This window comes from Burkholderia cepacia GG4 (genome assembly GCF_000292915.1).
Lineage (GTDB): Bacteria > Pseudomonadota > Gammaproteobacteria > Burkholderiales > Burkholderiaceae > Burkholderia > Burkholderia cepacia_D.
In genome coordinates, this window is record NC_018513.1 from 637750 (window position 1) to 662661 (window position 24912).

Annotated in this window: 25 protein-coding genes and 2 pseudogenes; 20 read left to right on the forward strand and 7 right to left on the reverse strand. The window is 66.6% G+C overall.

Going from position 1 to position 24912, the window contains the following annotated elements:
- The first annotated feature begins 44 nt into the window (after nt 1-44).
- The 3 genes from GEM_RS31060 to GEM_RS31065 all read left to right on the forward strand — a co-directional run bounded on the left by GEM_RS31060 (nt 45) and on the right by GEM_RS31065 (nt 1628).
- Nucleotides 45-869, forward strand: a complete 825-nt coding sequence (locus GEM_RS31060) for a hypothetical protein (RefSeq protein ID WP_148283802.1) — start codon at nt 45-47, stop codon at nt 867-869.
- Nucleotides 870-1122: 253 nt separating this feature from the next.
- Nucleotides 1123-1389, forward strand: a complete 267-nt coding sequence (locus GEM_RS02815; RefSeq protein WP_041490440.1) for a hypothetical protein — start codon at nt 1123-1125, stop codon at nt 1387-1389.
- Between the two features lie 53 nt (nt 1390-1442).
- Complete coding sequence (locus GEM_RS31065) at nt 1443-1628, forward strand: hypothetical protein (protein ID WP_148283803.1); 186 nt, start codon at nt 1443-1445, stop codon at nt 1626-1628.
- Here the strand turns inward: GEM_RS31065 and GEM_RS02820 are convergent.
- Both GEM_RS02820 and GEM_RS02825 read right to left on the reverse strand, forming a co-directional pair.
- Complete coding sequence (locus tag GEM_RS02820) at nt 1601-3265, reverse strand: YifB family Mg chelatase-like AAA ATPase (RefSeq protein ID WP_014895943.1); 1665 nt, start codon at nt 3263-3265, stop codon at nt 1601-1603. The genes GEM_RS31065 and GEM_RS02820 overlap by 28 nt on opposite strands.
- Nucleotides 3266-3608: 343 nt before the next feature.
- Complete coding sequence (locus tag GEM_RS02825; protein WP_006398174.1) at nt 3609-3860, reverse strand: accessory factor UbiK family protein; 252 nt, start codon at nt 3858-3860, stop codon at nt 3609-3611.
- A gap of 366 nt (nt 3861-4226) precedes the next feature.
- Between GEM_RS02825 and GEM_RS02830 the strand changes: the two genes are divergently transcribed.
- The 7 genes and pseudogenes from GEM_RS02830 (at nt 4227) to ptsP (ending at nt 11643) form a co-directional block, all read left to right on the forward strand.
- The gene (locus GEM_RS02830) at nt 4227-4565 is read left to right on the forward strand and encodes a P-II family nitrogen regulator (protein ID WP_006398175.1); all 339 of its coding nucleotides are present in this window, start codon (nt 4227-4229) and stop codon (nt 4563-4565) included.
- Between the two features lie 33 nt (nt 4566-4598).
- Complete coding sequence (locus tag GEM_RS02835; RefSeq protein WP_014895944.1) at nt 4599-6113, forward strand: ammonium transporter; 1515 nt, start codon at nt 4599-4601, stop codon at nt 6111-6113.
- Nucleotides 6114-6355: 242 nt separating this feature from the next.
- A pseudogene (gshA, locus tag GEM_RS02840) lies at nt 6356-7644 on the forward strand (glutamate--cysteine ligase).
- Nucleotides 7645-7669: 25 nt separating this feature from the next.
- Nucleotides 7670-8623 (forward strand): annotated as a pseudogene (gene gshB / locus GEM_RS02845) (glutathione synthase).
- A 231-nt stretch (nt 8624-8854) separates the two neighbouring features.
- Entirely contained in the window at nt 8855-9325 is a 471-nt protein-coding gene (locus GEM_RS02850) for a PTS sugar transporter subunit IIA (RefSeq protein WP_014895946.1), read from the forward strand.
- A gap of 74 nt (nt 9326-9399) precedes the next feature.
- Nucleotides 9400-9669 carry an HPr family phosphocarrier protein gene (locus GEM_RS02855; RefSeq protein WP_014895947.1) on the forward strand — a complete coding sequence of 90 codons (270 nt, stop codon included), beginning with the start codon at nt 9400-9402 and terminating at the stop codon, nt 9667-9669.
- Between the two features lie 201 nt (nt 9670-9870).
- Nucleotides 9871-11643, forward strand: a complete 1773-nt coding sequence (gene ptsP / locus GEM_RS02860; RefSeq protein ID WP_014895948.1) for a phosphoenolpyruvate--protein phosphotransferase — start codon at nt 9871-9873, stop codon at nt 11641-11643.
- Nucleotides 11644-11720: 77 nt separating this feature from the next.
- Here the strand turns inward: ptsP and GEM_RS02865 are convergent, their stop codons facing one another.
- The 3 genes from GEM_RS02865 to gpmA form a co-directional block, all read right to left on the reverse strand.
- On the reverse strand, nt 11721-12473 hold the full coding sequence (locus GEM_RS02865; RefSeq protein WP_014895949.1) for a HesA/MoeB/ThiF family protein: 753 nt from the start codon (nt 12471-12473) through the stop codon (nt 11721-11723).
- A gap of 112 nt (nt 12474-12585) precedes the next feature.
- Nucleotides 12586-14121 carry a S41 family peptidase gene (locus GEM_RS02870; protein ID WP_039321598.1) on the reverse strand — a complete coding sequence of 512 codons (1536 nt, stop codon included), beginning with the start codon at nt 14119-14121 and terminating at the stop codon, nt 12586-12588.
- Between the two features lie 256 nt (nt 14122-14377).
- Nucleotides 14378-15124, reverse strand: coding sequence for a 2,3-diphosphoglycerate-dependent phosphoglycerate mutase (gene gpmA / locus GEM_RS02875; protein WP_014895951.1), 747 nt, complete (start codon nt 15122-15124; stop codon nt 14378-14380).
- Between the two features lie 134 nt (nt 15125-15258).
- On the opposite strand from gpmA, the gene GEM_RS02880 reads away from it, so the two are divergent.
- The 5 genes from GEM_RS02880 to GEM_RS02900 all read left to right on the forward strand — a co-directional run bounded on the left by GEM_RS02880 (nt 15259) and on the right by GEM_RS02900 (nt 18189).
- Nucleotides 15259-15681, forward strand: coding sequence for a rhodanese-like domain-containing protein (locus GEM_RS02880; RefSeq protein ID WP_014895952.1), 423 nt, complete (start codon nt 15259-15261; stop codon nt 15679-15681).
- The gene (gene grxC / locus GEM_RS02885; RefSeq protein WP_014895953.1) at nt 15678-15938 is read left to right on the forward strand and encodes a glutaredoxin 3; all 261 of its coding nucleotides are present in this window, start codon (nt 15678-15680) and stop codon (nt 15936-15938) included. Before GEM_RS02880 ends, grxC begins: the two co-directional genes overlap by 4 nt.
- A 107-nt stretch (nt 15939-16045) precedes the next feature.
- On the forward strand, nt 16046-16528 hold the full coding sequence (gene secB, locus GEM_RS02890; protein ID WP_014895954.1) for a protein-export chaperone SecB: 483 nt from the start codon (nt 16046-16048) through the stop codon (nt 16526-16528).
- Between the two features lie 26 nt (nt 16529-16554).
- Nucleotides 16555-17553, forward strand: a complete 999-nt coding sequence (locus GEM_RS02895) for an NAD(P)H-dependent glycerol-3-phosphate dehydrogenase (protein ID WP_014895955.1) — start codon at nt 16555-16557, stop codon at nt 17551-17553.
- A 105-nt stretch (nt 17554-17658) separates the two neighbouring features.
- Nucleotides 17659-18189, forward strand: a complete 531-nt coding sequence (locus GEM_RS02900) for an O-acetyl-ADP-ribose deacetylase (RefSeq protein ID WP_014895956.1) — start codon at nt 17659-17661, stop codon at nt 18187-18189.
- A 22-nt stretch (nt 18190-18211) separates the two neighbouring features.
- Here GEM_RS02900 and trmL read toward each other — a convergent pair whose 3' ends face one another.
- Complete coding sequence (trmL, locus tag GEM_RS02905) at nt 18212-18682, reverse strand: tRNA (uridine(34)/cytosine(34)/5-carboxymethylaminomethyluridine(34)-2'-O)-methyltransferase TrmL (RefSeq protein WP_014895957.1); 471 nt, start codon at nt 18680-18682, stop codon at nt 18212-18214.
- Between the two features lie 107 nt (nt 18683-18789).
- The gene (locus GEM_RS02910) at nt 18790-19602 is read right to left on the reverse strand and encodes a ComF family protein (protein WP_014895958.1); all 813 of its coding nucleotides are present in this window, start codon (nt 19600-19602) and stop codon (nt 18790-18792) included.
- A gap of 83 nt (nt 19603-19685) precedes the next feature.
- On the opposite strand from GEM_RS02910, the gene GEM_RS02915 reads away from it, so the two are divergent.
- The 5 genes from GEM_RS02915 (at nt 19686) to GEM_RS31745 (ending at nt 24895) form a co-directional block, all read left to right on the forward strand.
- Complete coding sequence (locus GEM_RS02915; protein WP_014895959.1) at nt 19686-20651, forward strand: methyltransferase domain-containing protein; 966 nt, start codon at nt 19686-19688, stop codon at nt 20649-20651.
- Between the two features lie 195 nt (nt 20652-20846).
- Nucleotides 20847-21371 (forward strand): DUF2244 domain-containing protein, encoded by a 525-nt coding sequence (locus GEM_RS02920; RefSeq protein ID WP_051137960.1) that lies wholly within the window; start codon nt 20847-20849, stop codon nt 21369-21371.
- 56 nt (nt 21372-21427) lie between these two features.
- Nucleotides 21428-23023: a cytochrome c oxidase subunit II gene (coxB, locus tag GEM_RS02925; RefSeq protein WP_014895961.1), complete on the forward strand. Its 1596-nt coding sequence runs from the start codon at nt 21428-21430 to the stop codon at nt 23021-23023.
- A 43-nt stretch (nt 23024-23066) separates the two neighbouring features.
- A complete protein-coding gene (gene ctaD / locus GEM_RS02930; protein ID WP_014895962.1) occupies nt 23067-24674 on the forward strand; it encodes a cytochrome c oxidase subunit I in 1608 nt (535 codons plus the stop codon).
- Between the two features lie 80 nt (nt 24675-24754).
- A complete protein-coding gene (locus GEM_RS31745; protein WP_006760728.1) occupies nt 24755-24895 on the forward strand; it encodes a cytochrome oxidase small assembly protein in 141 nt (46 codons plus the stop codon).
- Nucleotides 24896-24912: the final 17 nt, after the last annotated feature.

A 24912-nucleotide genomic window follows, 5' to 3' on the forward strand; every position in this document is an offset into this window, starting at 1 on the left:
CGCGTAGTCGAGTTGTTAGCCGTAAGCTCGCTACAAGCAGATGGTTGGAAATTTCTCAGAAGGGCTCCGGTTCAGACCTATCATTCGAGATTTCGCTTGATTTGGAGGCGAAGCGTATTCCGTGGCGTAAATTTTTTGCCACGATGGCTACGCTGCTTGAGGACGCTGAACGCCTCGACGTCGATATAACGATGCTGTGCTGTGAAACGATTTTTCATGTCGTTAAATACGCAATCAGTGCTGGAATTCCAGTAACGTATCATTACGTCACGCCAGCATCGTATTCGTTCTCGCAGGACCCCTTCCAGTTGCACGACCGTAGCGACATATGTCAGTTACCAGGTTTTGTCGCGCGAGTTCCGGAGACGGAGGGGCAGAAAGTACATCACGTAATAGCGCTTGGTTTCGACGGGGGACGTGCGCAGAAGTTCATCGAGCGCTATTCGTGGCGAGCCGAGGACACCATTGCGCTAGTTGTTGACCCTGAGTTTGTTCCTGAGGGGCGTGCGCAGGCGCTAGCGGCTGCGAGACCATGGCTCGACGAATTCAAGACAATCAACCCGAAGGTACTGCAGTCGGTTGCAGTCAAACCGTCAGCGATTGCCCGCGTACTGGCGCGAACATTGCGGGACTGCAAACAGCTGGATTTGGTTTTGCTTGGCCCGAAACCATTAATGTTGGGTGCAGCGATGTTCTGCAATTGGCTCGACGATTTGGAGCGACTTCACGTGAGAGTGCTGACCGATTTCGCCGTTCCGACAGCAGCTAGGTCAAGCGGCATCGGGTCCTGCTTTTCCATAGGCCAAGCCGAAATATTGGAAGCCCTCACCAGATGCGCGCCACAATTGGGCCCTCGGAATGCACTCTAAGTAATGAAAAGTGGGCCAACATGGGGGCGACATAATCACACCGCCTCGCATCCCTGTTTCTGCTCCTATTTAGATATCGTCGACGACACTGCCCGTTGATAGATTGTCGAGCTCGTCTGCAAGGCCCCGACCACGAAACCGTGAAGGCGGCTTCGAAGCTCCCGAAACTCGAAAGGTGCTCAAGTGCACGAAGTGTCTATGGTAGAAATACCTGGATACGCGCTGCGGTAGCGGATCGAAATTTGCGAGTGAGATGGGAGCGGACGCGGGAAGTGCCGAAGCGTTGGCTGACTTCGGTCTGCGCGTCGCAACGAGCGCGTATGACGCTTGCGATGTCGATGCGATGCGCGAGGTCCATGCGACGCTCTTTGCGCTATATGAGCTGAATGTTGCCGATCTCGGCACCGGACAGGCATGCAACCAGTTCGATCCGGTACTGATCGCTTCGAGAGATCGTGGCTTGACGCCGAGCGCAACCAGTGTCGATCGACTGCGCATCGAGAGCAGGCACGGAGCGTAGCGGATGGGGTGCAAGCAATGTGGTCGACATCCAGCGCGGGTATGTGATAGGCAGTGGGCGACATCCTGGCGCCGCCGGCGGTCAACAGCCGCGGCTATTCGTCGTCACGGAAAATCATCGTCGAAGAGTATGTCGGCGGCGATGAATTCAGTGCCGAGATGGTCTGGGATCCGCAAGCCGCACTTGGCAAATTTTGTCCCTCCGAAGGCGCTCACAGTGTCGTGAGCGCGCGCCGGTAGCGGATCGCCTCGGCAATCTGCGCGGCCGTCGGCAACGGATCGCCGGCCAGGTCGGCGATCGTTCGCGCGACCTTCAGCACGCGAAAATACGCGCGCGCCGACCAGCCGAAGCGCTCGCCGGCCTCGCGCAGCAGCCGCTCGCCGTCGTCGGTCGGCCGGCACAGATCGTCGGTCTCGCGCCCGCTCAGCATGTGATTCGTCTTGCCCTGCCGGTCGAGCTGCCGCGCACGCGCTTGCGCGACCCGGGCGGCGACCGCGGCGCTCGGCTCGCCGGGCGCCGTCGCGCGTGATGCGAGTTCGGCCGGCGACAGCGCGGGCAGGTCGATCTGGATGTCGATGCGATCGAGCAGCGGCCCCGACAGCTTGCGCAGGTAGCGCGTGGCGAGGTCCGGCGAGCAGCGGCAGCGCCCGGACGGATCGCCGTGCCAGCCGCACGGGCACGGATTCATCGCGGCGATCAGCTGGCACGCGGCGGGGAAGTCGACCTGCTGCGCCGCGCGCGAGATCGTGATGCGGCCGGCTTCCAGCGGCTCGCGCAGCATCTCCAGCACGTGCCGGTCGAATTCGGGCAACTCGTCGAGAAACAGCACGCCGAGGTGCGCGAGCGTGAGCTCGCCCGGTTGCGGCGGGTTGCGGCCGCCGACCAGCGCGGCGGCGCTCGACGAATGATGCGGCGAGCGGAACGGCCGCCGCCGCCACTGCGCGGGCGAGAAGCCGATGCGGCTCGCGGAAAGCAGCGCGGCCGACGCCAGCGCTTCGTCGTCGGTCAGCGGTGGCAGGAGCCCTGGCAGCCGCGCGGCCAGCATCGACTTGCCGGCGCCGGGCGGCCCGACCATCAGCATGTGGTGCCCGCCCGCGGCGGCGACCTCGAGCGCGCGCCGGGCACCGCGCTGGCCGACCACGTCCGCGAGATCGGGCGCGGGCGGTGTCGGCAGGCCGTCGAGGCACGGCGCCGCGACCGGTGCGAGCCGGCCGTCCGGCGCACCGGCGAGGTGTGCGCACAGCGCGGGCAGGTCGGGCGCGCCGAACACCGTGACGCCCGGCACGAGCGCGGCCTCGGCGGCGCTGTCGAGCGGCAGGTAGAGCTCGGGCGGACGGGCTGCGGCCGCCGGCCCGGACGGCGCGACGGCCGCGGCGTGAGACCCGAGGCCCGTGCCGGTCCCTGCGGCGGCGGGCCCGAAGCCAGATCCGGTCTCCGCGGCGCTGGAGCCGAAGTCCGCTCCAGTCGCCGCGGCGCGCCAGTCCCGTGCCGCGCCGCACGCCATCGCGAACGCGCCCCGCATCGGCCGCAGCGCGCCGGTCAGCGACAGTTCGCCCGCGAATTCGCGGCCGGCCAGCGCGTCGGCCGGAATCTGGCCGTTCGCCGCGAGGATGCCGAGCGCGATCGGCAGGTCGAAGCGGCCCGATTCCTTCGGCAGGTCCGCTGGCGCGAGATTGACGGTGATGCGCCTGACGGGGAACTCGAACCCGCAGTTCTGCAGCGCGGCGCGCACGCGCTCGCGGCTCTCGCGGACTTCGAGATCGGGCAGGCCGACGATCGAGAACGACGGCAACCCGTTGGCGAGATGGACTTCGACGGTGACGTCCGGCGCGCGGCCGGCCGCCGGCGCGCGACTGCGCACCACGGCGAGCGACATGGCGAGGCTCCTGCAAATGAATCGGCCGGGCAACGGCCATTCAGGCCGCATGCCGCGGGAATCGGAGGAATCGGTACGCGCTTGCCGGCGTGGCGCGGAAAAGAACGAGGAACCACGAACAGCGAAGCGCTACAAACAGCGAAGAGCGAAGAGCGGAGAACAGCGAAGAGCGTAGAACAGCGAAGAGCAGAGAGCAGCGAAGAACGGAGAACGGAGAAGAGCGAGGAACGGCGAAGAGCGGGCGATTGCGAGGAACGACGGAACGGCTGACCGGCCGACTTCGGGTGTCAGGCGCGGGCCGCACGAGGCGGCCCGCGCCCGGACCTGTCGGTCGGGTGGGGCGTCAGGCCTGGGACGCTGCGAGCTTCTGCTCGAGTTCCGCGACGCGCTTCTCGAGTTCCTCGAGACGCACGCGGGTGCGGGCGAGCACCTGTGCCTGCGTGTCGAACTCCTCGCGCGTGACGAGATCGAGCTTCGAGAAGCCTTGCGACAGCATGGCCTTCACGTTGCGCTCGACGTCCTTGGCCGGCGAGTTTTTCAGCAGGTCGCTGACGCGCGACTGCAGGTCGTTGAAAACATCGCTGGGTTGCTTCATGAGATTTCCCTTCCTTGCACAAAAAATGTGCATCTTCAGTTGCGTACGTGCCCATGATGCACGCATGACCGGAAATGGTGCGCCCGCGGCGCGAATTCCGGGCATGGCGCCCGCATGGGTGAATGGCCCGGTGATCCGGGACGTGCGTGCACTCTAGCAATGATCCTTTCGGCGCGCCAGCAAACCTGGGCCACGTTGACCATTCGGCCGGGCTTCCGCACCTTTCCGTACCTTTCAGCACGCGATGCAACCCCGTTTCGGAGCCGTTCGACGCGGCGCTCGAGCGAACATGGCATGCGAGTTGCTGAGGAGAGTCCGTTACAACATTCCAACCAATTCGACGGGACCACCCAGCGAGAGGACTTCATGAAACTCATTACCGCAATCATCAAGCCGTTCAAGCTCGATGAGACGCGCGAGGCGCTCTCCGCGCTCGGCGTCTCGGGCATCACGGTGACGGAAGTGAAAGGGTTCGGGCGGCAGAAGGGGCACACCGAACTGTACCGGGGCGCCGAATACGTGGTCGATTTCCTGCCGAAGATGAAGATCGAGGCGGCCGTGTCCGACGATCTCGTCGACCAGGCGGTCGAGGCGATCGAGCGGGCCGCACGCACCGGCAAGATCGGCGACGGGAAGATCTTCGTCACGCCGATCGAGCAGGTGATCCGGATCCGGACCGGGGAGACAGGCGCGGACGCGCTGTAACAGACCAAGACAAGCGACAAGAGGAAACCCGAGATGCGCAAACTTCTGATGTCCCTGCTGATGGCCGGCTCGCTGATCGCGGCCGGCGTCGGCCCCGCGCTCGCTGACGACGCGGCTTCCGCCGCGGCTGCGTCCGCGCCCGCCGCAACGGCGTCCGATGCATCGGCAGCCGCCGCGCCGGCCGCTTCGGCGCCGGCCGCCACCGACGCATCGGCAGCCGCCGCTGCTGCCGCTCCCGCTTCGGGCGCCGCCGGAGCATCCGCTGCCGCCGCCGCCTCGGCGCCGGCCGCACCCGCCGCGCCGACCGAGCCGTTCTCCGTCGATTCGTCGAAGATCAGCGCCGGCGACACCGCGTGGATGCTGACCTCCACCGCGCTGGTGCTGTTCATGACGATCCCCGGCCTCGCGCTGTTCTACGCGGGCATGGTCCGCAAGAAGAACGTGCTCGCGACCGTGATGCAGAGCTTCGCGATCACCGCAGTGATCACGGTGCTGTGGACGGTGGTCGGCTACAGCCTCGCGTTCACGCCGGGCAACGGCTTCATCGGCGGGCTGTCGCGCGCGTTCCTGCACGGCATGACCTACGTGAAGGGCGACAAGGCGACCACGCTGACCGTCAGCCACCTGGCGACGACGATTCCGGAGTCGGTCTACTTCGTCTACCAGATGACGTTCGCGATCATCACGCCGGCGCTGATCTGCGGCGCGTTTGCCGACCGGATGAAGTTCTCGGCGATGCTCGTGTTCATGACGCTCTGGTCGCTGATCGTCTATGTGCCGATCGCGCACATGGTGTGGGAGCCGACCGGCTGGCTGTCGACGGACGGCGTGCTCGACTTCGCGGGCGGCACCGTCGTGCACATCAACGCCGGTATCGCGGGCCTCGTGTCGTGCCTGATGCTCGGCAAGCGCGTCGGCTTCGGCCGTGAATCGATGGCGCCGCACAACCTCGTGCTGACGATGATCGGCGGCTCGATGCTGTGGGTCGGCTGGTTCGGCTTCAACGCGGGCTCCGCAGTCGCGGCCGACGGCCGTGCCGGTTTCGCGATGCTGACGACGCAAGTCGCGACGGCGTGCGCGGCGCTCGGCTGGATGTTCGCCGAGTGGCTCTCGCACGGCAAGCCGTCGGTGCTCGGCATCGTGTCGGGCGCGGTCGCGGGCCTCGTCGCGATCACGCCGGCTGCCGGCTTCGTCGGCGTGACCGGTGCACTCGTGATCGGCATCGCGGCCGGCGTCGTGTGCTTCTGGTCGGCGACGTGGCTCAAGTCGAAGCTCGGCTACGACGATTCGCTGGACGCGTTCGGCGTGCACGGCGTGGGCGGGATTCTCGGCGCGTTGCTGACCGGCGTGTTCGCGGTCAAGGACATCGGCGGCGCCGACGGCAGCCTGCTGCTGCAGGCGAAGGGCGTGCTGATCACGCTGGTGTACAGCGGCGTGCTGAGCTTCGTGCTGCTGAAGCTGATCGACCTGACGATCGGCCTGCGCGTGACCGAAGAAGAAGAGCGCGAAGGCCTCGACGTGGTGCTGCACGGCGAGCACGTCGAATAAGTCGTACGGATGACGGCGGGCTGCCGCGCAGACGGCGCCCGCCTGGAATGAGCGCAGCGATTTCAGCCCGTCCACCCACGGGCTTTTTTTTCTCCTGTCTCCTGCTGCCGTAGCGCATAACCCTTCGCTCTATCGGGTCAATAGCCGAAAACTTCCTCCAAATCCTTGTGAAGCCGGGAACAATCCCCAAATGGGCAAGGCAATTGCTCTACAATCTTCATTCTCCCGCTCGCGAGTGATTCATGGTTCCCCACCTCGTTACCGCGTTGAACGGTCCGCTGCTCGAACTCGAGCAGAAGATCCTCGACGCGACGCCTGCGATCGAACGCTGGTTCAGGCTCGAATGGCAGGAACACACCCCGCCGTTCTATTGTTCGGTGGACCTGCGCAACGCCGGCTTCAAGCTGGCGCCTGTCGACGCGAACCTGTTCCCCGGCGCGTTCAATAATCTGCCGTCCGAAGTGCTGCCGCTCGCCGTCCAGGCCGCGATGGCCGCGATCGAGAAGATCTGCCCGGACGCGAAGAACCTGCTCGTGATTCCCGAGCTGCCGACCCGCAACGCGTTCTACCTGGAAAACGTCGCGCGTCTCGCGACGATCATGCGCCAGGCCGGCCTGAACGTGCGCTTCGGCTCGCTCGACCCGAGCATCACCGACATGACGCCGATCACGCTGGCCGACGGCCAGAAGATCGTGCTCGAACCGCTCGAGCGTTCGCAGCGCCGCCTCGGCCTGAAGAATTTCGATCCGTGCTCGATCCTGCTGAACAACGACCTGTCGGCCGGGATTCCCGGCGTGCTGGAAAACCTGCACGAGCAGTACCTGCTGCCGCCGCTGCACGCGGGCTGGGCCGTGCGCCGCAAGTCGACGCACTTCTCGTGCTACGACGACGTCGCGAAGAAGTTCGCGAAGATGGTCGGCGTCGATCCGTGGATGGTGAATCCGTATTTCGCGCATGTCGAAGGCGTCGACTGGCAGGGGCATGAAGGCGAGCAGGCGCTCGCCGACGCGATCGACGGCGTGCTGAAGAAGATCGCGCGCAAGTACCGCGAATACGGGATCAGCGAAAAGCCGTACGTCGTCGTGAAGGCTGACGCCGGCACCGCCGGGCGCGGCGTAATGACCGTGCACGACGCGGCCGAGATCGGCCGCATGTCGAAGGCCGAGCGCGCGCAGATGGCCGAGTCGAAGGCCGGCCTCGCGGTGCGCGACGTGATCGTGCAGGAAGGCGTCTATACGTTCGAGCGGGTCGGCGACGAAGTCGCGGAGCCGGTCGTGTACATGATCGACCGCTACGTGGTCGGCGGCTTCTACCGCACGCACGGCGGCCGCGAGCGCGATCAGAACCTGAACGCGCCCGGCATGCACTACGTGCCGCTCGGCTTCGAACACACGGCGCTGCCGGATGCAGGCGCCAAGCCGGGCGCCGCCCGCCGAACCGTTTCTACATGTATGGCGTCGTCGCGCGCCTGTCGCTGATCGCGTCGTCGATCGAACTGGAAAAGACCGATCCCGAAGCCATCCAGGTGTAACGGCTTCGCTACGTACAGGACCCGCATGGACATTCTCTTTATCGCCGACCCGCTCGAGCGCTTCAAGATCTACAAGGATTCGACCTACGCGATGATGGCGGAGGCCGCGCGGCGCGGGCATGCGGTGTACGCGTGCGAGCCGCGCCACCTCGCGTGACGGGTTCTGCCGTCGAGGCCGACGTGCGCCGTATCACGATCTCGGCGGCGGGACGACCTGCATCGCGAGACCTGGTTCGACGCCGGTTCGGTCGACGCGCGCCGCCTCGAATCGTTCGACGCGGTGCTGATGCGCAAGGATCCGCCGTTCGACATGGAGTACGTGACGTCGACCTGGCTGCTCGAGCTGGCCGAGCGCGCCGGCGCGCGCGTGTTCAACAAGGCGCAGGCGATCCGCGATCATTCGGAGAAGCTCGCGATCGGCGAGTTTCCGCAGTTCGTTGCGCCGACGCTCGTCACGCGCGATGCGAAACGGCTGCGCGCATTTCACGCCGAGCACGGCGACGTGATCCTGAAGCCGCTCGACGGAATGGGCGGGATGGGCGTGTTCCGCGTGAAGCCGGACGGGATGAACCTCGGCTCGATCGTCGAGATGCTGAGCCACGACGGCACGCGCTCGGTGATGGCGCAGAAATTCATTCCCGAGATCAAGGCCGGCGACAAGCGCATCCTGCTGATCGGCGGCGAGCCGGTGCCGTATTCGCTCGCGCGGATTCCGCAGGGCAGCGAGGTGCGCGGCAATCTCGCCGCGGGCGGGCTCGGCGTCGCACAGCCGCTGACGCCGCGCGACCGCGAGATCGCCGAGACGCTCGGGCCGGTGCTCGCCGCGCGCGGGCTGCTGCTGGTCGGACTCGACGCGATCGGCGACTGGCTGACCGAGGTGAACGTGACGAGCCCGACGTGCTTCCGCGAAATCATGGAGCAGACGGGCTTCGATGTCGCCGCGATGTTCATCGACGCGCTGGAGCGGGCGGCCGCGTAGCCCGCTTCCCGCGCAACCCCGGCGGCGGCCGCGCAGGTCCCCCGTCGCCGGAGCGGTTCGACCGGCCTGCTACAATGCCCGCTTGCCCGGTGCCGCGACCAGCGCGCCGAAGGCCCGGCGGTCGGGCCGAAACCGTTGCAAGGCTGAACATGAAACGCTTCCCTCACTCGCTATGCTCGTTGCTCCGCCGCGGGGCGTCGGCCCGCCAAGGGCGGCCGGGAGCGATCTGACATGGCCGGGATTCTGATCATCGCGCACGCCCCGCTCGCCACCGCGCTGCGGGACTGCATCGCGCACATCTACGGCGGCGTGCCCGCGCGCATCGGCTGTATCGACGTGCTGGCGGACAGCGACCCTACCCAGGTGATGGCGTTCGCGCACGCGGAACTCGCGCGGCTCAGGGAAGAAAACGGTGTTGTCGTGCTGACCGACATGTACGGCGCGACCCCCGCGAACATCGCGGGCCAACTCGCGAAGCTCGAGAACGTGCGCGTGCTGGCCGGCGTGAACCTGCCAATGCTGGTGCGGGCCGTCTGCTACCGTACCGTGCCGCTCGACAAACTCGTCGACAAGGCGCTGTCCGGCGGCGCGAAGGGCGTCCATGAGGTGTCGGCCGGTACGCCGCCGCCGCCGACGGAAACCGGCTGCGGCCAATGCGCGCCGATTCCGCCCGAGCCGCAACCGCGCACCGAATCGCACTGACCGTCCCGCTTTCCGTTTTAGACCGACCCGCCGACGCACGTCGCCGACGGCCTCGACCGACCCGACCGAGAACCATGCTTCAACAAGAAACCACCATCGTCAACAAATTGGGGCTCCATGCACGCGCATCGGCCAAGCTTACGCAACTGGCCGGCAACTTCCAGTCGGAAGTCTGGATGACGCGCAACGGGCGCAAGATCAACGCGAAGAGCATCATGGGTGTGATGATGCTCGCGGCGGGCATCGGCAGTAGCGTGACGATCGAGACCGAAGGTCCCGACGAACACGAAGCGATGGACGCGCTGCTCAAGCTGATCGCGGACAAGTTCGGCGAAGGTCAGTGATCCCCGAGCGGGATCGTTGCCGTTTCGAAGCAGAATGCCGCGTTTTTCGCGGCATTTTTTTCGTCTGAAGCATTGATGCGAAAAGCGCAATGCTGCGCTGCACGCAGTCAGCAGGGAGTCGCGGAATTTATAATCGCTAACCGGGGTCATAAGCGCATCGCAGCAGTGTGCCGCGGCTTTACATGTACAGAGGAGGTGCGCGTGTCCTTCACGCTGCATGGTATTCCCGTCTCACGTGGTATCGCGATCGGGCGAGCGTACCTGATCGCGCCGGCGGCGCTCGACGTCGCCCATTACCTGGTCGAGGCGGACCAGATCGACGCCGAGATCGAGCGTTTCAGTACGGCGCGCGAGGTCGTGCATCGCGAACTCGAGGCGCTGCGCGCCGACCTGACCGACGACACCCCGACCGAAGTGGGTGCGTTCATCGACGTGCACGCAATGATCCTGAGCGACGCGATGCTCGTGCAGGAAACCATCGACCTGGTCCGCACGCGGCGCTACAACGTCGAATGGGCGCTGACCGAGCAGCTCGAACTGCTCACGCGCCACTTCGACGACATCGAGGATGAATACCTGCGCGAGCGCAAGGCCGACATCGAACAGGTGGTCGAGCGCGTGCTGAAGGCGCTCGCCGGCGCGCCGTCCGCGTCACAGGCGCTCGGTCGCGCGGCCGCGCACGGCCAGAACGAGATGATCGTCGTCGCGCACGACATCGCGCCGGCCGACATGATGCAGTTCAAGTCGCAGTCGTTCCAGGCGTTCGTCACCGATCTCGGCGGCCGCACATCGCACACGGCGATCGTCGCGCGCAGCCTCGGCATTCCGGCCGCAGTCGGCGTTCAGCATGCGAGCGCGCTGATCCGCCAGGACGACCTGATCATCGTCGACGGTGACCAGGGGATCGTGATCGTCGATCCGGCGCCGATCGTCCTCGAGGAATATTCGTACCGCCAGTCCGAGAAGCTGCTCGAGCAACGCAAGCTGCAGCGCCTGAAGTTCTCGCCGACGCAAACGATGTGCGGCACCAAGATCGAGCTGTACGCGAACATCGAGCTGCCCGACGACGCGAAGGCGGCGGTCGAGGCCGGCGCGGTCGGCGTCGGGCTGTTCCGCTCCGAGTTCCTGTTCATGCATCAGAAGGAGATGCCGGAGGAGGAGGAGCAGTTCGCCGCGTACAAGCGCGCGGTCGAATGGATGAAGGGCATGCCGGTGACGATCCGCACGATCGACGTCGGCGCGGACAAGCCGCTCGAGGCACTCGACGAGGGCTACGAGACGGCGCCGAACCCGGCGCTCGGCCTGCGTGCGATTCGCTGGAGCCTGTCCGAGCCGCAGATGTTCCTCACGCAGTTGCGTGCGATCCTGCGCGCGTCCGCGTTCGGGCAGGTGAAGATCCTGATCCCGATGCTCGCGCACGCGCAGGAGATCGACCAGACGCTCGACCTGATTCGCGAGGCGAAGCGCCAGCTCGACGACGCGGGGCTCGCGTACGACCCGAACGTCCGAATCGGCGCGATGATCGAGATTCCGGCCGCGGCGATCGCGCTGCCGCTGTTCCTGAAGCGTTTCGATTTCCTGTCGATCGGCACGAACGACCTGATCCAGTACACGCTCGCGATCGACCGCGCGGACAACGCGGTCGCGCACCTGTACGACCCGCTGCATCCGGCGGTGCTGCACCTGATCTCGTACACGCTGCGCGAGGCGAAGCGCGCGGGCGTGTCGGTATCGGTGTGCGGGGAGATGGCGGGCGATCCGGCGCTCACGCGCCTCTTGCTCGGGATGGGGCTCACCGAGTTCTCGATGCACCCGAGCCAGTTGCTGGTCGTGAAGCAGGAGATCTTGCGCGCGCACCTGAAGGCGCTCGAGAAGCCGACGGCCGACGTGCTCGCCGCGTTCGAGCCGGAGGAAGTGCAGGCGGCGCTCAAGCGCCTGTCGGTCGCGGAGCCGCGCGCGGACGCCGCGGCCTAGGCGGCAGCGTCGCGAAGCGCTCGCGAACGTAGCAAAACGTCACGCATGCGCCGCTCGGCGCATGCATCCAGCGTGCGTCAGTGCCGGCCCGCGCACACGGGGCAGTCGGCTTGGCGCGCGATCTTCATCGTCGTCCATTCCATCCGCAGCGAATCGAGCATCATCAGCCGCCCGTTGAGCGTCGTGCCGATCGCGCCGATCACGCGCAGCGCCTCGGCGGCCTGCATCGCGCCGATGATCCCGACCGTCGGCGCGAACACGCCCATCGTCGCGCACGCGACTTCCTCGAACGGCTGGTCTTCCGGGAACACGCACGCGTAGCAGGGCGCAGCCGGGTCGCGGAAGTCGAACGTGCTGATCTGGCCGTCGAAGCGCAAGGCGGCGCCCGATACGAGCGGCACGCCGTGCGCGACGCACGCGCGGTTGATCGCATGGCGCGTCGCGAAGTTGTCGGTGCAGTCGAGCACGACGCTCGCGCGCGGCACGTGTTCGTCGAGCCATGCATCGTCGACGCGTGCCGCGACCGCATGCACCGTCACTTCCGGGTTCAGCTGCGCGAGCGTGTCGCGCCCCGATTCGACCTTGCTGCGGCCGACCGATGCCGTCACGTGCAGGATCTGCCGCTGCAGGTTCGTGAGGTCGACCGTGTCGGCGTCGACGAGCGTGATCGTGCCGACCCCGGACGCCGCGAGATACATCGCGGCCGGCGAGCCGAGACCGCCGGCGCCGACGACGATCGCATGCGCGTCGAGGAAGCGCTGCTGCGCCTCGATGCCGATTTCGTCGACGAGGATGTGGCGGGAGTAGCGAAGGAGTTGATCGTCGTTCATGGGGAAGTCTCGGGCGAGGCGAACGAGCCTGCGTATCGGTTTATTCTAGGCCCGCATGAAAAACGGGCCATCGCGGTCTTCCCGCGATGGCCCGTCGGATGCCGGCCGGCGCTTACTGCGGCGCCGACGCGGCCTTCGGTGCGGCCGGCTTCGACGCTTTCGCGCCGGACGTGGCCTTGCTGGCCGGGGTCTTCGCCGTGCTCTCGGCGAGCAGCGACTTCGATTCCTGCACCGGCTTGCCTTCGAGCTTGTTGAGCGCCTGCTGCATCATGAAGTCGTCGGCGCTGCCGAACTCGATCGGCTTGCGATCGCGGTCCTTCTGGCGTTGCTCCGGCGTCTTCTTGTCGTTCTGCTCTTCGAGGATGCGCAGCTGATCCATCCGGCGCTGCTCGCGATCTTCCTGTTCCTTCTTCTCGTTCGGGTCCTGCGTGTTCGCGAGGTGGTTCGTGTAGTCGACCTCGCGCGTCACGAGCACGTCGTCCGGATCGCCGTCCGCGTACTGATCGACCGGCACGTCGGGCGTGATGCCCTTGTTCTGGATCGAACGGCCGCTCGGCGTGTAGTAGTACGCGGTCGTCAGGCGCAGCGCGGTGTCGGCCGTCATCGGACGGACCGTCTGCACCGAGCCCTTGCCGAACGTCGTCTTGCCCATGATCTGCGCGCGCTTCGAATCCTGCAGTGCGCCAGCGACGATTTCCGACGCGGACGCCGAATACGCGTTCGTCAGCACGATCATCGGCACGGTCTTGAAGACCGGCGGCAGGCCCTTCAGCGGATCGCCGTCGAAGGACGGCAGGCGGTAGTTGTCGTAGGTGTCGCGGTAGACCTGCTTCGAATCCGGGATCTGGCCGTTGGTCGAGACGACGACGGAGTCGGGCGGCAGGAACGCGCCGGCGACGCCGACCGCGCTCTGCAGCAGGCCGCCGCCATTGTTGCGCAGGTCGACGATCAGGCCCTTCAGGTTCGGCTGCTGGCGTGCGATGTCTTGCAGCTTCGCGGCGAGATCGGGCGTCGTGCGCTCCTGGAAGCTCGTGATCCGGATGTACGCGTAGCCCGGGTCGAGCAGCTTCATCTTCACGCTCTGGACCTTGATGATCGCGCGCGTGACCGTGACCGGGAACGTGCGGTCGTCGCTCTTGCGGAAGATCGTCAGCGTGACTTTGGTGCCCGGCTCGCCGCGCATCTGCTTGACGGCCTTGTCGAGCGTCATGCCGCGCACCGGCTTGTCGTTGATGCGGGTGATCAGGTCGCCCGGACGGATGCCGGCGCGGAACGCAGGGGTGTCCTCGATCGGCGAAATCACCTTGACGAGGCCGTCTTCCTGCGAGATTTCGATGCCGAGACCCGCGAAGCGGCCCTTCGTCTGCTCCTGCAGCTCGTCATAGTCGGTCTTGTCGAGGAACGACGAGTGCGGGTCGAGGCTCGACACCATGCCCTTGATCGCCGCCGTCAGCAGCTTCTTGTCGTCGACCGGTTCGACGTACTCGCGCTTGATCTGGCCGAACACTTCCGCGAACAGGCGGAGCTGGTCGAGGGGAAGCGGCGCCGTGGCGGTCTGCTCGGCCGACGCCGAAATTTGCAGCGTGGCGAATACGCCCGTGGCGAGGCCCGCGGCAATCAGGCCGATGTTCTTCAATTTCATTCGCATAGAGAGTCTGGTGCGGTCGGGAAGCGCGTGGCGGTAGCGGGGATGTAGCGGACAAGTATAACTGTTCGCCCGATTACTCAGTGGAACGGTGCGAAATGGCCCCGGAGGCCGGGGTTCCGGCGGGGTGCCGCCGGACGCGCAGCGGATTCGAAAGCGGATTCGACAGCACCGGGGCCGCGAAGGTTCGCACCGCAGGCCGCGCGCGGGGCGGGCCGGGCATGCCGCGCTGACGGCGGCCCGCCCGGCGGGACGGGCGTCAGCCCGCCTTGCCCTGCTTCGCGACGGCGGCCTGCGCCTGCGCGATCGCGTCCTGGTCGCCCAGGTAGTAGTGCTTGATCGGCTTCAGGTTCTCGTCGAGTTCATACACGAGCGGCACGCCGTTCGGGATGTTCAGGCCGACGATGTCGCTGTCCGAGATGCCGTCGAGGTACTTGATCAGCGCGCGCAGCGAGTTGCCGTGCGCGGCGATCAGCACCTGCTTGCCGGCGCGGACGGCCGGCGCGATCGATTCGTTCCACAGCGGCAGCACGCGCGCGACCGTGTCCTTCAGGCACTCGGTGAGCGGCAGCTGCTCGCGCGGCACCTTCGCGTAGCGCGGGTCGTTGAACGGCGCGCGTTCGTCGGTCGGCTCGAGCGCCGGCGGCGGCGTGTCGTAGCTGCGGCGCCACACGAGCACCTGGTCGTCGCCGAACTTGGCGGCCGTTTCCGCCTTGTTCAGGCCCGACAGCGCGCCGTAGTGGCGCTCGTTCAGGCGCCACGAGTGGACGACCGGCAGGTACATCTGGTCCATCCGGTCCTGCACGTGCCACAGCGTGCGGATCGCGCGCTTGAGCACCGACGTGTACGCGATGTCGAACGTGTAGCCGGCCTCCTTGAGCAATTCGCCGGCCTGGTAGGCCTCGTTGCGACCCTGTTCGGTCAGGTCGACGTCGACCCAGCCGGTGAAGCGGTTTTCCTTGTTCCACGTCGATTCGCCGTGGCGGATGAGAACGAGTTTGTACATGGATCTTGCGGTCGGTAGTGAGGGGAGCGGGGCGCGTCGCGCGGTACCCGGTCCGGGTCCGCCATCGCGCAAGACGGTTATTTTATAATGGCGGGATTGTCCTTTTCCGATTTCTCTTTTTCCGGCGGAATTCCGTGACGTTCTTTACCGATTACACGAACCTGGCCCTTATCGCGATCCTGCTGGTTTCCGGCGGCCTGCTCGCATGGCCCGCCCTGCGCCGCGGCCGTGGCGGCCTGTCGGCCGCAGAGGCGACGCAACTCATCAACCGCCGCAACGCGATCGTGATCGACGTGCGTGCCGCGTCCGACTTCGCCGCCGGCCACCTGCCGTCGGCACGCCAGGTCGCCGCCGGCGAGATCGGCGCGAAGATCGCGCAGGTCGCGAAGAACAAGAGCACGCCCGTGCTGCTCGTCTGCCAGAATGGCCAGCAGTCGCAGAAGGCGGCGCGCGAGGTCGAGGCGGCAGGCTATGCCGAGGTACACGTGCTCGAGGGCGGCGTGGCCGCCTGGCAGCAGGCCGGGATGCCGGTCGTCAAACAAGGAGCAGCGAAGTGAGCAAGGTTTTGATGTACAGCACGCAGGTGTGTCCGTATTGCATCCAGGCCGAGCGCCTGTTGAAGCTGCGCGGTGTCGAGCAGATCGAAAAGGTGCTGATCGACCGCGATCCGGCCCGCCGTGAGGAAATGATGGCGCGCACGGGCCGTCGCACGGTGCCGCAGATCTACATCGGCGACACGCACGTCGGCGGCTACGACGATCTGTCGAAGCTCGACCGCGAAGGCGGCCTCGCGCCGCTTCTGCAAGCGGCCTGATTAGGGCAGAATGGCCGCCGGCCGCGCCGCGGCTTGAGCGCGCAGGATTCAACCGAGGCGGCCGGCGTGAAGCCGGGCCGCCGCGTTACCACATTTAGGGAAACACCATGTCCGACGTCGAAAACCAACCGTTCTTCAACATCCAGCGCGTCTACCTGAAGGATATGTCGCTCGAGCAGCCGAATTCGCCGGCGATCTTCCTCGAGCAGGACATGCCGTCGGTTGAAGTCGAAGTCGACGTCAAGGCCGAGCGCCTCGCGGAGAGCGTGTTCGAAGTCGTCGTGTCGGGTACCGTCACCGCGAAGGTGAAGGACAAGGTTGCGTTCCTGATCGAAGCGAAGCAGGCCGGCATTTTTGACATTCGCAACATTCCCGACGAACAGCTCGACCCGCTCGTCGGCATCGCCTGTCCGACGATCCTGTTCCCGTACCTGCGCTCGAACATCGCCGACGCGATCACGCGTGCGGGCTTCCCGCCGATCCACCTGGCGGAAATCAACTTCCAGGCGCTGTACGAGCAGCGTCTCGCGCAGCTTCAGCAGCAGCAGGCCGGCGCAGCAGGCGCGCCGAACGGCACGACGCTGAACTGACGTTTCACTCCGGACCGGTGCTGGGTATGAAAGTAGCCGTTCTCGGCGCCGGTGCCTGGGGCACCGCGCTCGCGGGCCATCTGGCCGCGCGGCACGATACGCTTCTATGGGCGCGTGACGCCGCGCTGATCGCCGGGCTGCAGGCCCGGCACGAAAACGCTCGCTATCTGGACGGCATCGCGCTGCCCGATGCGCTGCGCTACGACGCCGATCTCGGCGCCGCGCTCGCGCACGGCGCCGCGGACGACGCACTGTGCGTGATCGCCGCGCCGGTGGCCGGGCTGCGCACGCTGTTCGGTGCGATGCGCGACGCGGGCTGCGTGCCCGCGCATGTCGTGTGGGTCTGCAAGGGCTTCGAGGCCGACACCCATCTGTTGCCGCACCAGGTGATCGCGACCGAGCTGCCCGGGCAGCACAGCAACGGCGTGCTGTCGGGGCCGAGCTTCGCCCGCGAGGTCGGGCTCGCGCTGCCCGTCGCGCTGACGGTCGCGAGCGCGTCCACCGATTGCCGCGAGCGCACGCTCGCCGCGTTCCATCACGGCGCGATGCGGATCTATACCGGTGACGACGTGGTCGGCGTCGAGGTCGGCGGCGCGGTGAAGAACGTGCTGGCGATCGCGACCGGCATCGCCGACGGGCTCGGGCTCGGGCTGAACGCGCGTGCCGCGCTGGTCACGCGCGGACTCGCCGAAATGTCGCGGCTGGGCGTCGCGCTCGGCGGCCGCGCAGAAACCTTCACGGGGCTCACGGGCCTCGGCGACCTGATCCTCACCGCGACGGGCGACCTGTCGCGCAATCGCACGGTCGGTCTGCAGCTGGCGGCAGGCCGCTCGCTGAACGACATCCTCGGCGCGCTCGGCCACGTGGCCGAAGGCGTGCGCTGTGCGCAGGCCGTGCTCGCGATCGCGCGCGCGCAATCGATCGAAATGCCGATTACCGAAGCCGTGTGCGGCGTGCTGTTCGACGGCGTCGCGCCGCGCGATGCGGTCAGCGGCCTGTTGCGGCGCGACGCGCGCGCCGAATGACACCGACGAGTCGCACCGGTTCTCGCGACCGGGCGCGCTCGCGCAAAGCGGGCGACGCGAAAGCGCACTACGCTTGAACAGTCTCCGGCGTTTCGGGAGGGTGTCATGCTGCAGATCGGTTCCACCACGTTCGACGCGCAAGTCGTCGACATCACGACGCTCGACGTCGACGCGATCGTCAACGCCGCGAACGGTTCGCTGCTCGGCGGCGGCGGGGTCGACGGCGCAATCCATCGCGCGGCCGGCCCGGGCCTCCTGGCCGAGTGCCGCACGCTCGGCGGCTGCGAGACCGGCGACGCGAAACTCACGCGCGGCCACGGGCTGCCGGCGCGATACGTGATTCATGCGGTCGGCCCGGTGTGGTACGGCGGCGGGCGCGGCGAGCCCGAGCTGCTCGCGTCGTGCTACCGGCGCGCGATCGAGCTGGCCGAGGAGGTGGCGGCGACGTCGATCGCGTTCCCCGCGATCAGCTGCGGCGTGTACCGCTATCCGGCCGACGAAGCCGTCGACATCGCGGTCGGTACGGTCGCCGAAATGCTGCCGCAGGCGCCGAACCTCGCGCGCGTGGTGTTCGCGTGCTTTTCGTCCGACATGTACGACCTGTATCGCGCGCGGCTCGCGCGCATCATCATCTAGTGGAAGTGGAGCTGGCCGCGCGTCATGCGCCGCCTTCGAAGCCGGCCTGGCGCCAGGCCTCGAACACGACCACGGCGACCGTGTTCGACAGGTTCAGGCTGCGGTTGCCCGGCTGCATCGGCAGGCGCACGCGCTGTTCGTTCGGGAAGCCCTCGAGCAGTTCGGCCGGCAGGCCGCGCGTCTCCGAGCCGAACACGAACCAGTCGCCCGGCACGAACGCGTGGTCGTGGAAGCGGCCCGAGCCGCGGGTCGTGAACGCGAACATCCGCGCGGGATCGGGCGCTTCGGCCGCGACGAACGCGTCCCAGTCGCGGTGCACGCGCATTTCCGCGTATTCGTGATAGTCGAGGCCCGCGCGGCGCATCTTCGCGTCGTCGAGCGGAAAGCCGAGCGGCTCGATCAGGTGCAGGCGCGCGCCGGTGTTGGCGCACAGGCGGATCACGTTGCCGGTGTTCGGCGGAATTTCGGGGGCGACGAGGACGACGTTGAACATGGTTGGGTCTGGCTGGGCCGGCCGGGGCGGAGCAACCTGCATTCCGTCCCGGCCGGCCGGTTCGTGATGGCCGGGGCCGCGTTCGGGCGGCCGGCCTCTCTATCTAATTAATCCCTGGCGGTGCGCAGCGCAACCAGATTCGTCACGCGCGCGGCACCCGCCGTCTTCAATGCATGCGCGGCCGCCGCGAGCGTCGCGCCGGACGTCATCACGTCGTCGACGAGCGCCACGTGGCGGCCGACGACGTCGCCCGCGACCGCGAACGCCGCCATGACGTTGTCGCGTCGCGCGCGCCGGTCGAGCCGCGACTGCGGCGCGGTTTCGGCCACGCGCGCGAGCAGCGCGGCGTCGGCACGGACGCCGAGCCGGCGCGCGAGCGGACGCGCGATCGCCCACGCCTGGTTGTAGCCGCGTGCGACGAGCCGTCCTCGCGACAGCGGCACCGGCGCGATCACGTCGAAGCCGCCTGCGCCGCGGATCTCGGCCGTGTCGTCGACCCGCTGCGCAAGCCGGGCCGCGAATTCCGCGCCGAGCGCGAGCCGCGCATGAAACTTCAGGCCGCGCGCGAGGCCATCGAGCGGAGCGCGGTAATCGGCGAGCGCGAGTGTCGCGTCGAACGGCGGCGGTGTCGCGCGGCACGTGTCGCACTGGTATGCACATGCTGGTCCGGCGCTGGCGTGTCGGCCATCGGTGCCGCGCCGACGCTGCCGCCCGACACCCAGCGGCACCGCGCAGACATCGCAGCGCAGCCGCGCTTCATTCCAGTACGCGGCGTCGCAAGCGCCGCACATCACCTCATGTGACAAATTGCCGCACAGCGCGCATCGATTCGGTAGCGCGAGCGCGGCGACGTGCGCGGCCAGCGCGCGAACCTGCGACAAAACGACGCGCATCGGGCGCGGGGTGGAACTGCGATCCATCGCAAACACTCCTGGCAACCCCGCCTCGATGAAGGCTCCGAGGCGAGCGAGTATACTTCGGGCTCTTCGCCAGTGTGCCCGACATGTCCCCAGCTTCGACTTCAACCGGCCGTCCGGCCAATGACGCCCGGCGTTTGCGGCGGATCTTCGATCGCCGTGCCGCCGCGTTCGACGCGGTCGCGTTCCTGCCGCGCGAGATCGCGCAGCGGATGAACGAGCGCCTCGAATACATCAAGGTGAGCCCCACGGCCGTGCTCGATGCGGGCTGCGGCCCGGGCGACGACCTGCCGGCGCTGCGTGCGCGCTTTCCCGAAGCCCCGGTGTTCGGCGTCGACCTGTCCGGCGCGATGCTCGCGCGGGCAGGGCAGCGCGAGGTCGAGCAGACGAACTGGCGCCGCTGGCTGCCCGCGTCGCTCGGGCGTGCATTGGGCCAACGCGGCCCGCGCGTCGCGCAGGCCGACTTCTCGGCGTTGCCGTTCGCGGCCGGCGCGTTCGACCTGATCTGGTCGAACCTCGCGCTGCACTGGCATTCGCGCCCCGACGCGGTGCTGCCCGAATGGCAGCGCGTGTTGCGCGTCAACGGCCTGCTGATGTTCAGCACGCTCGGCCCCGACACGCTGCGCGAGCTGCGCGCGGCCTGCGCGGACGCCGAAGCGGCGCTCGGCATTGCGCCGCCCGCCGCGCGCGTGATCGATTTCGTCGACATGCACGACCTCGGCGACATGCTCGTCGAGAGCGGCTTCGAGATTCCGGTGATGGACCAGGAAGTGCTCACCGTCACCTACAAGACCCCCGATTCCCTGCTGGCCGACGTGCGCCGCTGGGGCGCGTATCCGTTCGACCGCGCGGCACCGGAGCGCGCGACGCGGCGTTTTCGCGCGGCGCTCGACGACGCGCTGGAAGCGCGCCGGCGCGCGGACGGAACGATTCCGCTGACCTTCGAGGTGATCTACGGCCACGCGTGGAAGGCCGTGCCGCGCACGACTGCCGAGGGGCACGGGATCGTGCGCATCGAAGATATCGGAAAGGGACGTCCGAAGAATCGGTAAAGCGGTAAAGAGGGGTTTTGTTATGTCTGAAATTAGCGGTGCAAAGCGGGGTCGAATTAGCGCGAAAAACGGCCGGGAAGCTTGTCACGCTTGGCTCACCGGCCGATAGCCGCTTGCTTGTGGATGCCATTGAACCCGCCTATAATGCGTCAGCTTGTCGTCCTGGGGTCCCCGCAATACGGGGCGGCGAGTCCGATGCAGGCATGCATCGCATGCCATTCGCGTGAGGCGGCGATGGGAGCAGCGAGGGGTTCGGCGGAGACGACGAACGGCGAACCGGTTCTTGCGGACTGGCTGATGAAACGCAATTGTTCGGTGTCGCCGCGCCAGTTCGTGCTGTTTTACGCGTCGCTCGCGAGCTTCTCGCTGGTGATCGCGGCATTGCTGATGTGGCGGGGGGCTTGGCTCGTCATGCCCTTCACCGGAATCGAAGTGCTGGCGGTGGGCGTCGCGTTTGCGATCTATGCCCGTCATGCGGTCGATTACGAGCGCATCAGGCTGTTTCCGCATCGGCTCGTGATCGAGCGGATGGATGCGGAGCGGTTCACGCAGATCGAATTCAACCCGCGCTGGGTGCGGGTCGAGCCGGGGGCGACGCCACGCGATCCGATTCGACTGGTATCGCGCGGGCAGACCGTCGTAATCGGGCAGCATCTCGCGCAGCACAAGCGTGCGCAGTTCGCCGACGAACTGCGCGTGTCGCTCAGGCGCTGCGGCTGACGAGGCGCGGGCACCGGCCGAAACGGGCCGGCGGCTTGCGACGGGGGAGGGTTTGAATGGAAATTTTGGGTAAGGATGCTATGAAAACAATCAAGCGAGCCCTCACGGGCGTGCTGGCATGCAGCGGATTGCTCTTTGCCGGCGCTGCCCTGGCGGTCGGTGATAGCCCGGGCGGCCCCCGCGTCAACGAGATCAACTTTCAGCCGCCGGTCACGAAGATCGCCGAGGAGCTCTACGATCTCCACACGATGATGCTGATCCTGTGTACGGTGATCTTCGTCGGCGTGTTCGGCGTGATGTTCTATTCGATCTTCGCGCACCGCAAATCCAAAGGCCACAAGGCCGCCAATTTCCATGAAAGCACGACCGTCGAAATCATCTGGACGATCGTGCCGTTCATCATCGTCGTGCTGATGGCGCTGCCGGCCACGAAGGCCGTCGTCGCGATGAAGGACACGACCAACGCCGATCTCACGATCAAGGTCACCGGCTACCAGTGGAAGTGGGGCTACGACTATGTGAAGGGCCCGGGCGAGGGCATCGGCTTCCTGTCGACGCTCAGCACCCCGCGTGACGAAGTGATGGGCAAGAAGCCGATCACCGAGACGTACCTGCAGGAAGTCGACAACCCGCTCGTCGTGCCGGTCAACAAGAAGATCCGCATCATCACGACCGCGAACGACGTCGTTCACTCGTGGTACGTGCCCGCGTTCGGCGTGAAGCAGGATGCGATCCCCGGCTTCGTGCGCGATACGTGGTTCAAGGCCGACAAGGTCGGCACGTTCCGCGGCTTCTGTACCGAGCTGTGCGGCAAGGAACACGCGTTCATGCCGGTCGTGGTCGAAGTGCTGTCGGAAGACGACTACGCGAAGTGGGTGACCGCGCAGAAGGCCAAGCTGGCCAGCGCAGCGGTCGATCCGAACAAGGTTTACACGATGGCCGAACTCGTCGCGCACGGCGAGGAAGTCTACAAGGCGAACTGCGCGGCCTGCCACCAGGTGAGCGGCAAGGGCCTCGGCGCCTTCCCGGCGATGGACGGCAGCCCGATCGTGAACGGCCCGATCGCCGGCCACGTCGAGCGCGTGCTGCAGGGCAAGGGTGCCATGCCGTCGTGGGCGTCGCTGTCGGACCTCGACATCGCATCGGTCATCACTTACGAGCGCAACTCGTGGGGCAACCACAAGAACGATCTGCTGCAGCCGAAGCAAGTGGCTGACGCGCGCAACGGCAAGATGCCGGAAGACACGGCAGGCGCAGCGGCGCCGGCAGAAGCGGCTCCGGCGCAAGCCGCGTCGGGCGCGGCCGAGCAGCCGGCGGCAGCGTCGGCATCGGCCGCGGCTGCACTGTCGACGATCTACTTCGAGACGGGCAAGAGCGTGCTGCCGGCCGACGCGAAGGCAGCGATCGCCGCAGCAGCCGACTATGCGAAGGCACATCCGGACGCGAAGCTCGCGCTGTCGGGTTTCACCGACAAGACGGGCTCGGCCGACGCGAACGCCGAACTCGCCAAGCATCGTGCACAAGCCGTGCGCGACGCACTGAAGGCAGCAGGCGTGGCGGAAGACCACATCATCATGAAAAAGCCGGAAACGATCACGGGCGGGGCTGACGCGAAGGAAGCCCGGCGGGTCGAGATCGGGCCGGCGGCTTGACGTGTCGCTGAGTTAGTCGACGTATTCGCATTAGGAGATTCTCATGTCTAGCATCGGGCACGACGTAGCCGCGGACCACGCGCACGACGACCACGCGCACGAAATGCCGCACGGCTGGCGTCGCTGGCTGTTCGCCACCAACCACAAGGACATCGGTACGCTGTACCTGTTGTTCTCGTTCATCATGTTCCTGTCGGGCGGCGTCATGGCGCTCGGCATCCGTGCCGAGCTGTTCGAGCCGGGCCTGCAGATCATGCGTCCGGAGTTCTTCAACGAACTCACGACGATGCACGGCCTGATCATGGTGTTCGGCGCGATCATGCCGGCCTTCGTCGGCTTCGCGAACTGGATGATTCCGCTGCAGATCGGCGCATCCGACATGGCGTTCGCGCGGATGAACAACTTCAGCTTCTGGCTGCTGCCGGTCGCGGCCGTGCTGCTGGTCGGCTCGTTCTTCGCGCCGGGCGGCGCGACGGCCGCCGGCTGGACGCTGTACGCACCGCTGTCGACGCAGATGGGCCCGGGCATGGACTTCGCAATCTTCGCGGTGCACATCATGGGCGCGTCGTCGATCATGGGCGGGATCAACATCGTCGTGACGATCCTGAACATGCGCGCACCGGGCATGACGCTGATGAAGATGCCGATGTTCGCATGGACCTGGCTGATCACCGCGTACCTGCTGATCGCCGTGATGCCGGTTCTGGCAGGCGCGATCACGATGGTGCTGTTCGACCGCCACTTCGGCACGTCGTTCTTCAACGCGGCAGGCGGCGGCGACCCGGTGATGTACCAGCACATCTTCTGGTTCTTCGGGCACCCCGAGGTGTACATCATGATTCTGCCGGCGTTCGGGATCGTGTCGCAGGTGATCCCGGCGTTCGCACGCAAGACGCTGTTCGGCTATAGCTCGATGGTGTACGCGACGGCTTCGATCGCGATCCTGTCGTTCATGGTCTGGGCGCACCACATGTTCGCAACGGGCATGCCGGTCACCGGTCAGCTGTTCTTCATGTACGCGACGATGCTGATCGCAGTGCCGACGGGCGTGAAGGTGTTCAACTGGCTCGCGACGATGTGGCGCGGTTCGATGACGTTCGAAACCCCGATGCTGTTCGCGATCGGCTTCCTGTTCGTGTTCACGTTCGGCGGTCTGACGGGCCTGATGCTGGCCATGGCGCCGCTCGACATCCAGTACCACGGCACTTACTTCGTGGTGGCGCACTTCCACTACGTGCTGGTGGCCGGGTCGCTGTTCGCGCTGTTCTCGGGCTGGTACTACTGGGCGCCGAAGTGGACGGGCTGGATGTACAACGAGACGCGCGGCAAGATCCACTTCTGGTCGTCGATGATCTTCTTCAACCTGACGTTCTTCCCGATGCACTTCGTCGGTCTCGCGGGCATGCCGCGCCGCTATGCGGACTACCCGGCGCAGTTCACGGACTTCAACCAGGTGGCGACGATCGGCGCATTCGGCTTCGGCCTCGCGCAGGTGTACTTCCTGTTCGCGGTCGCGCTGCCGGCCTACCGTGGCGGCGGCGAGCTGGAAAAGGCGTCGGACAAGCCGTGGGATGGCGCGACGGGCCTCGAGTGGACGGTGCCGAGCCCGGCTCCCTTCCACACGTTCGAGCAACCGCCGCACGTCGAATAAGTTTCACCGCGCGTTCCGCCGCTGCCTGCCGTGCAGGCAGGCGCGGCGGGCGCCGAATTGAAATTTCAGCGAAGTTTCAGATGAACCGGAATCCACAAGAAAGACGAACGCCCGAGCAGATCCGCGCGGGCAACAAGCGGCTCGGCCTCATCCTGCTCGTCATCGCCGCCGTTTTTTTTGTGGGTGTCGTGATCAAGCAGTGGTGGCTGTCCACTCACTGATGCAGTAACTGACGCAG